Consider the following 14,577-nt stretch of genomic DNA (forward strand, 5'->3'; position numbering starts at 1 on the left):
CCTTTATGCAAAAATTCACGTAGTTTCAAGAGTACACTGCGTGAACATTAAGTTTAGTAGCTAAATCGCAACGCTGCATCCACCATAATCATCCGACAGGGCATTTCCGTCCTGTCGGTTTTTGTTTTTTTACCCACAACGGGGTGGGCGTGGGGGAGGCAGACTATCATTGCAGCAAATGATGATATTAATATAAGTTGAACTTGATTGTTATTCGATTTTAGCGTGATAAATGGTGAATACCATTAATGTATTTTAAAGGACAGCAAAAGTAGTGAAGGGGACGGAATCGATTCTGAAGAAGCGGAGCGGTCGCCTTTGTCTCAGGGTTTTCCCCTTAATATAGGGGATTCAGAAAACCCGGAGACAACAGCGATCATAGGAACGATCCGTAACCGGAACGGCCACCTGCTGGCACCGTGAATACTTATGGTTGTTCTGCCATGTGAGCAAGCATATGTGAATAATGAGTTCAATATAGAATCATGATCATTTAGGTGCACGAATGATAGTCTGGCAGGGTATAATAAAAGAATAGGACTGTTTATTACAAGTTGATGTAAGAAGAGATGACAATCGCAGACAGGTTTTACTTTTCGAAACCACAGATGTTGTGTATAATCACTCAAAATAGAGACAGTCGGCTAGGAGTGATCCCCATGCAATGGAACGATCTGAGAGAACATAGACAATATCCTGAACTAACCAAATTGGATGGATCTCGTGCAGCATACGAACGGGACTATTCCAGACTCATTCATTCACCGACCTTCCGTCGGTTACAGGGCAAATCGCAGGTGTTTGGCGCAGGAACGGGGGATTATTATCGTACTCGTTTGACCCATTCCCTGGAGGTGGCGCAGATTGCACGAGAGGCTGCCCGCAGCCTGATTCGTCGTTTTCCCGAGGTGGACTGGGACCGTGCGGATAACCCCGGCCTTATTATTGATTCAGAAGTGGTGGAGTGTGCTGCAATCGCACATGATTTCGGTCACCCGCCGTTTGGACATAAAGGTGAAGAAGTATTGGATGGTATTCTGGATGACCTCATTAACACCGAGGCTAAGAAAATTATGAAAAAAAGCCGCAGCGCCAAAGTTCCCAAGGTGGAGTCTGAAGTCCGTGCCGAGCTAAAACGGAAATACGAGCATTTTGAAGGCAATGCACACAACTTCCGCCTTATTATGCACTTGGAGAAGCGTGAAGATATCGACGGACTGAACCTGTCTGATGCGGTATTACTAGGAATCAACAAGTATCCGTACCCCGGGACAGAGAGCAAGAAAGGCATGTATCATCATGAGTGGCAATATATTCTTGAGATCCGTGATCGTTGGAAAGTGCCGGCAGGCAAGAAGACGCTGGAAGCACAGCTGATGGATCTCTGCGACGATATTGCGTACTCCTCGCATGACCTGGAGGATGGCATCAAAGCAGGCAAAATTGAAGTACATGAGCATTTCCTGCAAGATCCGCATGTGAATCGACTGATTGTGGATAAGATTACAACGCTGGAGGATCTGTTCTGGAACGGATGGACCCGAGAAGCAATTGGGCAAAAGGTAGAAGAAGTGCTCGCTTCGTTCCTGCGCATCTGGAATGAGAAGATGCCGTTCTGCGAGCATGATTACTCGCGTACCCGACGTGAGGTGAAAGCCTACTGGGTGAGCTTTTTTGTAGGCAGCCTGGGCGTTATTGACGATGGCGACTGGAAGAAGGTTACCTTTGTCCGTGAAGGGGCTGAAGACCTTGATATGCTGCGTACGGTGAGTGTGCTCAAGAGTTTTGCCTGGGTGACGATGATTCGTGACCTGCGTGTGCAACGGCTACAGAAGCGAAGTGAATGGATGATTAAGCGATTATGGGATGCATTTCTTGATCCGGAAACGTCCAAATCCATTATTCCGTCTGACTGGCTGCAGCGGTATGAGAAGGATCAGGCCAAAGCCCAGCCAATCTGGACTTGGGAACACATGGTCATCGATTATATTGCAGGAATGACGGATGCATTTGCCGAGAAAATATACAATGAACTTTACGGGCTGAAGGTGGGTTCCATCTACGATCTGGATTAAAATGAACCGATATAAAGGGAGATGAGACGCTTGGCTACAAGAATGAGTGATAAGTTCAGTCTGGGCGTACTTGACCTTGTTCCAAGGTTAAACGATGCCACAGCGGAACATGCGCTCCAGCAATCGGTGGCACTTGCGCAACAGGCTGAGGCTTGGGGATACACCCGATACTGGACATCAGAGCATCATGACATGGCTGAACTGGCATCGGCCTCTCCCGAAGTATTGCTCTCACATATCGGAGCAAAGACGACAACGATCCAGCTTGGCTCAGGTGCGGTCTTGTTGCCGCACTACAGTCCGCTCAAGGTTGCAGAATCGTTCCGTCTGCTGGCTACCCTCTATCCGGGACGCATTGAGCTTGGGCTCGGACGTGCTCCTGGCGGTGGACCTCATGCGACGATGGCACTCAGTGGCAATTACTTGCAACATGTGTCCAAGCTGCCTGAATCACTCGCAGCACTGACGGAACTGCTTGAAGATCGATATACCTACGAGGATCATCCTGTGACGGCTCGTCCGATTCCCAAGCTCCCATTATCGCTCTGGATGCTGGGGACCAACGTGAAGAGCGCAGAATTTGCGGCACGCTTTGGCATGGGATATGTCTTTGGTCAATTCATGAGTGATGCCGATGGTACAGAGGCTGTAAGGCGATATCGGGAAGGATTCACCCCCAGTGCAACCATGAAGGAGCCTGAGGTTATGGTAGCAGTCAGCGTATTGTGTGCGGAGTCAGAGACGGATGCCTTGGCCTGGGGTCGTGACATGGCGGAGAGACGCAAGTCGGATGGAAAAGAACGTTCAAGCGAGCTGAATTCGAGTGGTATCGCGGTCTCCGGCACGAATGACTCAGCCAGTGCTGATCATCATGAATCAGAGCGGCACTATGCAGGTACACCTGAGCAGGTATGGGGTCAATTGGAACAAGTAAGTCGCAGGCTGGATACGGAGCGGTTGCTTCTGGTTACGGCAGGACCAGATTATGAGCGCAGGCTGAATTCTTACCGATTGCTCGCCGAGCAGAGACAGCACTTGAAGTAGGCGAAGCATTTTATGATGCAAAGCGTTAAAATTCAAATAAAGCGGAGAGCTGCAGATCGGGATTCTACCGTATGCTGCAGCTTTTTATTTTAGAATGTGCCAAAATTCAACAATATTTTACAAAATTAAGCTTCTTAATAACAAAATAATGTTATAATACTTTACGTCTATTTTCCTATCGATATAATATAGATAAGTTCTTCTGACAAGAGGTCAAAAGAAGGGGAAAACAATGACAAAAGCACCTGAATTCGGGATGACCGAAGAGGTCAAGGGGGAAATCATATGTTCAGCAGATTTAAGATCAAAAGTATCGGTCTGCGTATCAGCATCGCGTTCTACTTGTTAATCCTCTGTTTAATTGTTTTGAGTGTCACCATTGTCACCCGTATGAATTCAATCGAATCCAACACGAATGAGATTACGAACAATTGGATGCCATCAATCCAGCAAATTAACCGGTTAAACTATACTACAGAGCACGTTCTTTCGCTAAGTTATCGTCACTTTGACGCAGATGAAACGGACAAGGCAGCCTTGTCAGAAGAGCGTACCAAGTATATTCGTGAAACGACACAGGCGATTAAAATTTATGACCAGCAGGAAAAGTCTACGGAGGAACTCGATCACTGGACTGCGTTCAAGAACAAATGGGAAGCGTATCTTAAGATTAATACGCAAGCAATCAAGCTGAGTGATGAGGGTCAGACACAGCTGGCTAAGGAAGTGGCTGAAAAAGGTGCAGACTCCTTTGACGCCATGCAAGTCGATCTGGATTATCTTGTGGAATACAATCAGAAGCAGTCCAATATTGCGGCGGCCCAAACGATCAGATCCGTTCAGGATGGTAGAATAATCATCATTATCGGTGTTCTTGTCATGATTGTCATTACAGCGATCAGTATTCCGATTATTCGTTCACAGGTCGTGAAACCACTACTGCGTGTTATTAGTGCGGTGAAACTGATTGCAGAAGGCCAATTGAATGTTCAGGATATACATACCAAACATGAGGACGAAGTCGGTGTTCTGGCCAAAGCAGTGAATGACATGAAAGGTAACCTGACTTCCATGGTTCTGAGCGTCAGACGAATTGCGGAAGCTGTCAATCGGCAAAGTGGGGAACTGGCAATCTCCTCCGAAGAGGTTAAGATTGGTAGTCGGCAAATTGCTGTGACAATGGAAGAGTCAGCCAAGGCCGCGGAAAGCCAGGCAGAGACAGCGGTGGAATCAGCCCGTACAGTTGAAGCGCTGAATGATCACATTCAGAATCATACGGAACAAGGCAGCCAGCTGCGCGTCATGTCGGATCTTGTACTGGAGCAAGGGCTGAATGGTCGCAAGGCGATGGAGCAGTCCGTGCAGCAGATGCAACAGATTTCCGGATCAGTCTCAACTTCCATGAACAAGATGGAGCGGTTGAATCGTAAAAATGAAGATATCTCCAAGCTGGTTCAGGTCATTCATGACATTGCACGCCAAACCAATCTGCTGGCACTGAATGCCTCCATTGAGGCAGCCCGTGCGGGAGAAAGTGGACGTGGGTTCGCCGTAGTGGCATCAGAAGTTCGGAAGTTATCTGAGGCTGTGCAGACTTCGGTCGAAGAGATCACGGCGATTACCGAGGATATTCAACAGGAGTCACAAGGGGTGGTTGCGGAATTACGTACCGGCGTTCAGGAGACCGAACTGGGTCAGGAACATGTACTTGCTTCAGGTCAGCTCTTCCGTACAATTAATGAATCGGTGGAAGGCATGGTGGGTGTGATCAGCACCATGACAGATGGCCTCGCAGGCATGCAGGAAGCAAGCGGACGAATGAATGATTTCAGTCAACAGATTTCCGCTGTTTCGGAGCAATCTGCAGCGAGTGTGGAAGAAGTTTCGGCATCGGCGGAAGAGCAGGTAAGTTCCATGGAGACGATTAGCGGCAATATTCAAAGTCTGAAAGAATTATCGGAAGACTTGCTAACATCCATTGAAAAATTAAAAATATAACCTTCTTCTTATAATAGAAGAAACTGGCTCATGCATGCGGCGATTGGTGAGAGATTCAAAATAAAATAAGGTGTTCCTTAATCATGGGAACACCTTATTTTTTTCTTTCCAGATAGTTACGTGCAAAGAAATGGATAGTTGTCTAGCAGTCTAACATTGTATACAATGACTACCTGAAGCTTTCCTAACAGCTGATAATTGATATGTCTACAATGAGCTACTATTTATATAGAAGAAACATGATTAATGAAGGAAGGAGAGGGGAATTTTGCCTGATGAAACACTTGGTATTTACGCTACTTCCGGGAAATACCTCTACACCTTTGCTTGTCACGAGAACGAGCGGGAATTATGCATGCTGGAGCTGAATACGTTGCTTGAACCGAGTTCAGAGATCGGTATACATATGGGAGCGTATGTGTGGTCTGAACGATGTATATCACCTGGACGAAGTCCATTTATTCATGGCAGATTAGATGTGATCGGTGAAGGGGACACGGTGACTGATCTGCTCCCTCTTGCCAAAGAGATTCAACTGTTGCCAGAAGAGACATTTAAGGTGATTTGTCTGAAAGAAGGGGATCATGCCCCTGATTATGCACAGTCTCGTCAACTGGAAAAAGAAATTGGCATGTGTATTAAAGGCAAGGCACAGATGAAGCAGCCAAAGGTGACTTTCGGCCTAATCCAAACAGGAGAAAAATGGATCTTGGGCCAGTGGACAGAAGCTGATCGATCATGGCAGATTCATCGGCAGAAGCCGCAAAATTACTCGACTGGATTTGGCATCACACTCGCCAGAGCACTGGTGAATATTGCTGTTCCATACGTGGAAAACCAGCGATTACTTGATCCGTGCTGCGGCATGGGAACGGTTGTCATTGAGGCTTTATCCATGGGAATTGATGCGAGTGGTAACGACCTGAATCCTCTGGCTGTCCGAGGTGCGCGTATCAATCTGCCGCATTATGGATATGATTCGGATCGAATCACATTGGGGGATATGAATGAACTGCAAGATTGGTATGATGCAGCAATTCTGGACATGCCCTATAATCTCTGTTCTGTACTTCCAGATGCTGAGCAACGAGCCATGCTGGAGAGCTTGCGCAGATTGGCAAAACGGGCGGTAGTTGTTTCCACAGAGTGGGTAGAAGAGCACTTGTTGGAAGCGGGATGGACGGTAAAAGAGTACCGAACAGTAAACAAAGGCACGTTTATACGTCATATTTGGTTGTGTGTGTAAGTATAAGAATAAAAAACTCCAACCTGGGAGATATTACATTTCCAGAGGTGGAGTTTTTTTATATCCTTGATGTTGATTTGCACAATATTGCATGGGAACGGATGTTTGTGTTAATATTTATGACTATAATCCACTAGGTTAAGCGGAAGGGTCTTACCAGCAACATAAGCTTCCAGATTTTTGATGAAAATATCGATTGCACGATCCGCATATTGCTCTGTACTTCCTGCGATATGTGGCGTAATTAAGACGTTATCCATGCCCCATAACGGGTGGTCTGCCGGAAGTGGTTCTTCTTCGAACACGTCAAGTGCGGCGAAGGCGATCTGGCCGTTTTGGAGTGCATTCAGCAAGGCTTCCGTTTTCACACTGGGGCCTCGGCCCACATTGACGAAACATGCACCAGATTGGAAATGCTCAAATGCAGTTTGATCATATATATGTTTGGTTTCATCGGTCAACGGTAAAATGTTAATCACATAATCGCCTTGGCTCAAGGCTTCATGCAGTCCGGTCATGTCGTACATCTGATCCACGTTAGGGACATCTTTACCTGAGCGACGAACTCCGATCGTACGCATGCCGAGTGTTTTGAGAATGCGGGCTGTTTCGGTTCCGATCTCACCTACACCAACGATGACCGCTGTTTTGCCGTGCAGTTCTGGTAGTGGTTTGGCGGGAGCTTTCCATTCGGACTGCTGTTGATGCAACATGGCTTGTCTCAGCCAGCGACTGTGGGATAACATCATGCCCAGAATAATTTCAGTAATTGGAATCGCGTGAACTCCATTTGCACTAGTGACCTGAATGTTCTTCTGCTGCAAATCTGCAAATGGGAGACTGTCCACACCAGCAGACCAGACCTGAACCCACTTCAACAGGCTGTCCTGTTTCAATGCATGTTCAGCGACAAGGGGTGACCAGCCGACAATAATCTCAGCCTCTTTCAACTCAGCGGCGTCCAATTCCTTGGCTTTTCCGAGTTTCAGGGTGTACCCCGGTGCAGCATTCTGAATGCGTTGTTGCTGTTCTTCGGATAGAGATGGAAAACATACAATTTTACCCATAATGTGTGGTCCTCCTGAGAGCAATAGTTTGATAAGTTTGATAATTGAAGTGTATCAGATTTGATGTTGAATGTGCATAAGGTGGTAAATGCAGGAATCTAGCCTTATTTGCAAATGGTTATCTTTGTGTCACTCTATACTTACCCAACTTGAAACGATATGTATAGTTATGAAATAATAGAGCGAACTTTAGAGAGGTGTATGCAATGAATAACCAATCACAACAGGATCATTCATCCCGACGGGAAAGATTGTTTGTAGCGATTCGTCTTCCTGTTGCTGTTCAGCAGTCTCTTCAGATGGATGCGAGGCTTGTACAGAACAAGCTAGATTTTCGTAAATGGACAGATCATAGGGATTATCATATAACCTTGCAATTTCTTGGGGATACACTTGTTAGTGACATTGGGCATCTACGGAAAGCATTGCGCTCAGTAGCAGTTGAATTCCAGGCGTTTGAACTTCAGCTTTCGGATTGGGGCACATTTGGGCTTGAAGAAGCGCCTAAAGTGTTATGGAAAGGTGTTAGCGGAGAGGTTGATCGGTTGATTTCACTGCAAAAACAAATCGTGCAGGCCACATCGTCCCTTGGATTCGAAGCTGAATTAAGACCTTATTCTCCCCACATTACCATTGCTAGAAAATATCTGGGACAACTTCCAGGTAATGAGAATAAAGGGGTATCTGGAGTGCTTCCGGAACATGCCACAGGTGTTAATTCATGGATGGTGGAGGACATTGTACTTTATGTGACAAGGCTGGGGAAATCGCCAATGTATGAGGTCGTAGACACATTCTCTTTTTCCTGATAATCATTTTTATGCCATAAAATCACATTGACATTACGTTTATCCCTATGTAATATTAGCCATCGTTATTCAAATTCTTTTTTTTGGGTTACTTAGATAAGGGAAATGTTTCGACAGGAGGAATCTTCGAATGAACATTATAAGCAAGAATCGTTGGGTAGCACCGATGTTATCAGTGCTGCTTGTATGTATAGTGGGGGTAAATGTCGTTCAGGCGACGGGGAAGTGGAACGAAGCTAGTGATAGTAAACAGATGACCGAACTTGCGGCTTCTGTGCAAAATAACCAAACATCTACGCAAGAAGAGAGGCGCATGATGGAAGATGGGACAAGTCTGTCTACACAAACCGTAGCCTGGACTGAATCTCTTCCAGCGAAGAACTGGCTAACGACTGCTCAAGAAAAGCAGGAATTGCAAGAAGCCAAGGCCAAGAACAAAGCTAGAGCTGTAGCTGCGGCCAAAGCCAAAAAAGAAGCTGCACTGAAATTGGCAAAAGTGGAACGAGCCAAAGCGGTGGCTGCTGTAACAACTCCCCCCCAAAAACTATACTTTACGCGGACCAAACTTCTGAACCAGGAAGACTCGAAACTCGCAACCTGGTCATACAGTGTGTCCGATAAAGAACTGCATCTGCTGCAAAAAATCGTCATGGCAGAGGCGGAAGGTGAACCGTACGAAGGCAAAGTGGCAGTTGCCAATGTTGTCTTAAACCGGCTGCGGTCAGCCAATTTTCCCGATACCATTTACAAGGTGATCTATCAGAAATCCCAGTTCAGTCCTGTAGCGAACGGACGTTTGAAACGTGTAGTTCCCAACGAGGACAGTATCAAAGCAGTGAATGCTGCGCTGAACGGGAAGAAGGAAGTTTCCGATGATACGTATTATTTCTTATCATTGACGCTTGCCGACGATCTGACAGTTGCCCGCTCGCAGAAAAAAGTAAAAACGATCGGTCATCATACTTTTTACAAGTAATCGACCCGTAAATTCTGCAAACAGGCAGGGTAGTTAACAGTGTGTGCATCACACGGCCCTTCAAAAAGCCTGAATCGTAGTTTTATTTCGTTATTTAAAATATGGTTATACTCTAAATTACCCTTTTTTCTGCCAAATCATACGGTCGAATCAATGAAAATAAAAGAAGGTTCCCTTCCAATAATTCGGAAGGGAACCTTCTTTATATATCATGAGGACTTGTCTTGTCCTCTATAACACCTCATGAGAGCTGTTCTACAGGTCCATAGAGACGTCAGAATGGTATTCTGGTACCTGACAAGGACGTGGCAGCAATTCCGGCTGAGAAGCGCTCTACGGGTGCTTTTGTAACTTCGGCTGTCGTCGGGAATAATAAGTCATGAACAGCTTGCGCGCAACACGTTGGATCATAGGCTGAGCGGTTGCCGGTAATATGTGCTACGTTCAGCGGGCTTTCAGCTTGAGTGGATGCCTGCTCACATAGTTGGGTGAAACGTTTGGTGATCACGTCGGCAGAGTGAATGACCTGGCCGTATCCGGCTTGTACAAAGTATTCACAGTTCTCTTCCTCTTGACCCGCCAGCGGAGGTATGAACAGCATGGGTAACCGCTTAGCCAACGCTTCGGTACATGTCATGCCACCAGGCTTCGTGATTAGCACATCGGATACATCCATCAGTTTGCTTACTTCACGGGTATATCCCAGAATACGAATATTAGGGTGCTGGAAGCAAGACATTTCCTTCATCTTTGCAATCATTTTCTCGTTGCTTCCAAGACAAAACACCAATTGAACACGATCTGCCCAGGACGTGAGAGCTTTCATATGATCCTCATCAAAAGAGAGTCCCCAGCCTCCACCCATAAGCAGTGCGGTAGGCATATTCTGAAGCCCCATTTCTTCTCGCAGCGTTACTTTGTCGCCCGCTTCCCAGAAGTCAGGATGCACAGGAATTCCTGTGATCTGAATGTGGGAGGGATCAACCCCCCGAATTTCAAGCAATGCTTTGACCTGAGGGGTAGAGACCAGATATTTATTCACTTCCGGATTAATCCATGTTCCATGCACGTCATAATCCGTCACGACGGTATAGAGCGGAATATTCAGACCCTGGCGTTTGAGCCGGGAGATCACTGCATTTGGGAAAGGATGGGTACAGATCACCGCATCCGGTTTCAGTTGGGATACGACCTGTGCTGTCTGTGTATAGAAAATTCGATGCAACGCCAACTTGGTAAAGCCATTTAATGACTTGTTGTACTGTGTGCGGTACAACAGACTGACCAGTTTGGGTTGAACCGACAGTGTCTTTCGATATGCAGAAAAGATTAATGGAGCTACCGTTGGATTTAAAAATTTGCCTAGTTCAATGACACGACTGTGAACATGTGGACTGACTTTTTTGATGCCATGTGCCAGCGCATGAGCGGCCTGAGTGTGACCGGTACCGAATCCTTCCGATAATAAGAGCACTCTTGGTTTTCGCATGAGTTCACCTTTATTCATAAGTTTAAATTCAAGATTAAGATATTTATCATTTATTCTCGCTATGGATTACATTACTACATGAATATACATTGAAGCGCAGAATCATGTTTCATCCATGAATATTTACACCATATATCTTATTCTGAGACAGTCTGACTTCATTTATATACGTATTGTTTGAGTCATCTTACACTATAGACGAGGACAGAAGGAGTTTCCACTGCATTTCGGTTAAAAAAAATTAACACAATTTTTAAAATGTTAGGGTTGCAATCTTATTACCAAGGTGGTAATGTATATTTTGACCGAATGACCGAATTGTATTTTTGGTCATTTATGTAGGACGAATGAACAATGAAGGAGATTAAAGGAGGGATACGATGGCTCCGATTGACAGGAGACAGCAGGTTATTCATGCAGCAGCCCAGTCGTTTGCCATGTTTGGATACAAAGCAACCACGATGGATCAGGTCGCCAAGATTGCGAACGTTGGCAAAGGAACGATCTATACGTTTTTCACCAATAAGGAACAATTGTTTGATCAGATTTTGGTAGAAGTCATTCAGGAAATGAAGAACATCGCGCACCGTGAAGTGCATCAGGAAAGTGCATTTTTTGATAATCTGTTTCGAGTGCTGGATGCGTTGTTAGAGTTCCGCCGTGATCACGATCTGCTGGTTAAGCTATCACAGGAACTGAAGGACTTTGGTACACTGCAAGCCAAGGATGGTTTGGACAAAGTGGAGAAGGTTATTTCCGACTTTCTGGCTCGGGAGCTTGAAAAGGCAAAAGATAATGGAGAGATTCGGGATTGTGATCCACAAGTCGTCGCTTTTATGATGATCCGCCTGTATATTGCACTGACCTCAGACTGGAACAAACAACATCAACCGCTGAGCAAAGAGGAAATTAAGACTTACTTTCGCCTTTTCTTAATGGAAGGAATTGCTGCTGTAACGTAATCCGAATTTAATCTACTATAAATAAGGGTTATTATGCGTGCAGAGCAGCGAGGCTTGTCGGAAGACAGGTTTGTTTTTTTGCTCTAAACTGACTGTTTGAGGAAAGTGGTCAGTCCGTGTTTCGGTAATTTTTCTGGAATGCGACATTTTATTTCATTATAGTTATTCCTGCTCATGAAGCAGAGAGATTAAGGGGAGAAAGTGACATGAAATCTTTATCCGTGTTTTTCAAGGATGTGGGATCGGCCGTGAGAAACCCGAAGGTGTTGATCCCTGTTATTGCAATTATGTTTATACCGATCCTGTATAGTGGCATCTATCTGGCAGCTTATTGGGACCCATATGGTCATGTGGATGAGATGCCGGTTGCCGTAGTCAATTTGGATAAAGGTGCAGAGCTGGAGGGCAAATCACTTCATGTAGGTAGTGATCTGGTCGATGAGCTGAAGAAAAATGCTGATTTCAAATGGGACTTTGTCAGTGCGAGTCAAGCCAAAGAAGGCATGAGCAATGACAAATATTATATGCAAATTACGATTCCGGAGAACTTCTCATCCCAAGCCACAACGTTGCTCGATGACAAGCCGGAGCCGGCTGATCTGATCTATGAACCAAACGGCAATTACAGCTTTGTCGGTGCACAGATCGGTAAGACCGCTATTAAGGATCTGAAAGCAAAAGTCTCAGCCAAAGTAACAGAATCCTATGCAGAGACATTGCTCGACAAGTTCTCCGAAGTATCCGATGGCTTGGCGGAGGCAGGTGATGGAGCTGGTGAACTGAATACCGGCGCAGGCAAACTGGATGATGGTGCTGTTAAGCTCAAGGATAACCTGGCGAAGCTTGCATCCGGAACGCTTGAACTTCAGGAAGGACTCTCTCCATTAAGTGATGGCGTTAACGCATTGCACACGGGCGCGACCAAGCTTGAGAGTGGAACAACGAATCTTGTATCCGGTCTGCAACAGCTTCAGGCAGCCGCTTCGAGCCAGCTTCAGAGCGGAGCAGATCAGTTGAAGGATGGCAGCACCAAGTTGGAAACCGGACTCCAGTCTTCACTGGATGGTACAAGTAAGTTGCAGGCTGGCCTGAAATCGTCAGAACAGGGCAGTGCGAAGCTGTCTGACGGTCTGCAAAGTGCCGTTCAGGGCAGCGGTACACTGGCAACAGGCCTGCAATCGGCTGTAGATGGCAGTGGTAAGGTTGCTGATGGCGCACAGAGCGTAGCCGCCGGATTGAAGCAGCTTGCTGCATCGAACCCGGAACTCGCCGAAAGTGCTGATGTACAGAAACTGCTTGCGGCGAGTGAAGCGGTTGCCGATGGTAGTGCGCAACTGCATGAGAGCGAGCAGAAGCTTGCACAGGGTGCAGATCAGCTGCATCAGGGCAATCAGCAGCTGGCCGCGGGCGCATCCGAGCTTCATGGTGGCCAGGAGCAACTTCTGGCTGGTGCAAACCAGCTGGTAGATGGACAAAAGCAATTGCTGGCAGGGGCTGGACAGCTTAGTCAAGGGGGAGCGAAACTCTCCGATGGTCTGAAGCAATTCAGCGGCAAATTGGGTGATGCTGCAAATGGCGGTACATTGCTCGCCAATGGTGCCAAGCAGCTGGGCTCAGGGACAACGGCTTTGCAAACGGGTGTAGGTAAACTCAGTGGTGGCGTTAATTCACTAACCGATGGTTCCAAGCAACTGGGTGATGGCGCGGGCAAACTGGCTGACGGTCTTACCGAGCTAAAAGATGGCTCAAGTGAACTGGCAACCAAACTGAATGATGCCGCTCAGAAAACATCCGAAGTGAAGAAAACGGATGATGTGGTGAACATGTTCGCTGAACCGGTGAACTCCTCTGAGAACACAGCAGAGAACGTGAGCAATTATGGTACAGGATTGACACCTTTCTTCCTGTCGATCGGTCTGTTTGTAGGATCATTGATTTCCACGATTGTATTGAAAATGCGGGAAACGTCCGTACCAGGTGCAACAGGCTGGAATCGTTTTGTCAGCCGGACACTGGTATTTGGCTCCGTGAGTATTTTCCAATCGGTTATCGTGGCAAGCTTCATGTTATACGGTCTTGGACTGGAGACGCACAGCGTAGGGCTGTTCTATCTGTTTACCATTATTACAGGGCTGACCTTCATGTTGATCGTTCAGGCGCTTGTAACCTGGCTGGATCTGCCTGGACGTTATGTTGTCATTCTGCTGCTGGTCTTCCAACTTGCGGCTAGTGCAGGAACCTTCCCGGTAGAACTGATTCCATCGTGGCTTCAGGCATTTAGCCCTTGGTTGCCAATGACACACAGCATTATGGGCTTCAAAGCCGTTGTATCGAGTGGTAATCTGGATGTGATGTGGCATCAAGCAGGAATTCTTAGTATCTATGCAGGTGTATCCATTCTGCTGACGCTTGCTTACTTCCTCTGGAATGGCAGACGTCCGAAAAAAGAAGTCGAACAGGCTGATTCTGGTCAAGTTGTGACGGCATAAGTCGAACCTGATCTTCAGCATAGTCATATTTCTGAAAAAAACTTTATTTTCTTGTAGTGAAATTATGCAATATAGTAGTCAAATAGTGCAAATAGCCTGCAGCCCCAAAAAGGGGTTGCAGGCTATTTTGTATACAAATGCATAAAGAAGTAAAGATTCGCTGGCTTAAGCAGTGAAAATTTGGTTGAATTATGGATAAACGTAGGCTGTACATGGAACGATTTTCTTCTGTCAGCAATTTAATTCAGTTGTACTCTGGTTTAAAAAGTGTATAATTATTCGAAAAAGAGATGAATTTAAACGTCACTACTGTAAAGCTGTACTGCAAAACATTTCTTATCAGAGGTATTAAAAAGTTTAAATTGCGCTGATGTTAGGTCGGTGTTAAAATAATAGAACTATATCAAAAAAACGTCGCTCCA

At 46.1% G+C, this 14,577-nt stretch carries 10 protein-coding genes; 8 read left to right on the plus strand and 2 right to left on the minus strand.

The genetic code is table 11. The features are described from left to right. Positions 1-659 precede the first annotated feature (659 nt). The 4 genes from NKT06_RS06400 to NKT06_RS06415 all read left to right on the plus strand — a co-directional run bounded on the left by NKT06_RS06400 (position 660) and on the right by NKT06_RS06415 (position 6,363). Positions 660-2,075 (plus strand): deoxyguanosinetriphosphate triphosphohydrolase family protein, encoded by a 1,416-nt coding sequence (locus NKT06_RS06400; protein WP_253431503.1) that lies wholly within the window; start codon positions 660-662, stop codon positions 2,073-2,075. A gap of 21 nt (positions 2,076-2,096) precedes the next feature. Further along, entirely contained in the window at positions 2,097-3,119 is a 1,023-nt protein-coding gene (locus NKT06_RS06405) for an MsnO8 family LLM class oxidoreductase (protein ID WP_483311564.1), read from the plus strand. 285 nt (positions 3,120-3,404) lie between these two features. Next, a complete protein-coding gene (locus NKT06_RS06410) occupies positions 3,405-5,117 on the plus strand; it encodes a methyl-accepting chemotaxis protein (protein WP_253431506.1) in 1,713 nt (570 codons plus the stop codon). Positions 5,118-5,385: 268 nt separating this feature from the next. After that, positions 5,386-6,363, plus strand: coding sequence for a TRM11 family SAM-dependent methyltransferase (locus NKT06_RS06415; RefSeq protein WP_253431509.1), 978 nt, complete (start codon positions 5,386-5,388; stop codon positions 6,361-6,363). Positions 6,364-6,473: 110 nt separating this feature from the next. Here NKT06_RS06415 and NKT06_RS06420 read toward each other — a convergent pair whose 3' ends face one another. After that, positions 6,474-7,430 (minus strand): D-2-hydroxyacid dehydrogenase, encoded by a 957-nt coding sequence (locus NKT06_RS06420; protein WP_253431512.1) that lies wholly within the window; start codon positions 7,428-7,430, stop codon positions 6,474-6,476. 206 nt (positions 7,431-7,636) lie between these two features. Between NKT06_RS06420 and thpR the strand changes: the two genes are divergently transcribed. Further along, on the plus strand, positions 7,637-8,239 hold the full coding sequence (thpR, locus tag NKT06_RS06425) for an RNA 2',3'-cyclic phosphodiesterase (protein ID WP_253431516.1): 603 nt from the start codon (positions 7,637-7,639) through the stop codon (positions 8,237-8,239). A gap of 130 nt (positions 8,240-8,369) precedes the next feature. Continuing rightward, entirely contained in the window at positions 8,370-9,215 is an 846-nt protein-coding gene (locus NKT06_RS06430; protein WP_253431519.1) for a cell wall hydrolase, read from the plus strand. Positions 9,216-9,489: 274 nt separating this feature from the next. Here the strand turns inward: NKT06_RS06430 and NKT06_RS06435 are convergent, their stop codons facing one another. Further along, positions 9,490-10,704: an MGDG synthase family glycosyltransferase gene (locus NKT06_RS06435; RefSeq protein ID WP_253431522.1), complete on the minus strand. Its 1,215-nt coding sequence runs from the start codon at positions 10,702-10,704 to the stop codon at positions 9,490-9,492. A gap of 380 nt (positions 10,705-11,084) precedes the next feature. Between NKT06_RS06435 and NKT06_RS06440 the strand changes: the two genes are divergently transcribed. Then, entirely contained in the window at positions 11,085-11,666 is a 582-nt protein-coding gene (locus NKT06_RS06440; protein WP_253431525.1) for a TetR/AcrR family transcriptional regulator, read from the plus strand. Positions 11,667-11,872: 206 nt separating this feature from the next. Beyond that, positions 11,873-14,155, plus strand: coding sequence for a YhgE/Pip domain-containing protein (locus tag NKT06_RS06445; protein ID WP_253431529.1), 2,283 nt, complete (start codon positions 11,873-11,875; stop codon positions 14,153-14,155). The last annotated feature ends 422 nt before the right edge of the window (positions 14,156-14,577 follow it).

The organism is Paenibacillus sp. 1781tsa1 (assembly GCF_024159265.1).
In the GTDB taxonomy this organism is placed as follows: domain Bacteria; phylum Bacillota; class Bacilli; order Paenibacillales; family Paenibacillaceae; genus Paenibacillus.

Coding starts and splice junctions, on each gene's coding strand:
- NKT06_RS06400 (WP_253431503.1), top strand. CDS start 660: ATGCAATGGAACGATCTGAGAGAACATAGACAATATCCTGAACTAACC.
- NKT06_RS06405 (WP_483311564.1), top strand. CDS start 2,097: ATGAGACGCTTGGCTACAAGAATGAGTGATAAGTTCAGTCTGGGCGTA.
- NKT06_RS06410 (WP_253431506.1), top strand. CDS start 3,405: ATGTTCAGCAGATTTAAGATCAAAAGTATCGGTCTGCGTATCAGCATC.
- NKT06_RS06420 (WP_253431512.1), bottom strand. CDS start 7,430: ATGGGTAAAATTGTATGTTTTCCATCTCTATCCGAAGAACAGCAACAA.
- thpR (WP_253431516.1), top strand. CDS start 7,637: ATGAATAACCAATCACAACAGGATCATTCATCCCGACGGGAAAGATTG.
- NKT06_RS06430 (WP_253431519.1), top strand. CDS start 8,370: ATGAACATTATAAGCAAGAATCGTTGGGTAGCACCGATGTTATCAGTG.
- NKT06_RS06435 (WP_253431522.1), bottom strand. CDS start 10,704: ATGCGAAAACCAAGAGTGCTCTTATTATCGGAAGGATTCGGTACCGGT.
- NKT06_RS06440 (WP_253431525.1), top strand. CDS start 11,085: ATGGCTCCGATTGACAGGAGACAGCAGGTTATTCATGCAGCAGCCCAG.
- NKT06_RS06445 (WP_253431529.1), top strand. CDS start 11,873: ATGAAATCTTTATCCGTGTTTTTCAAGGATGTGGGATCGGCCGTGAGA.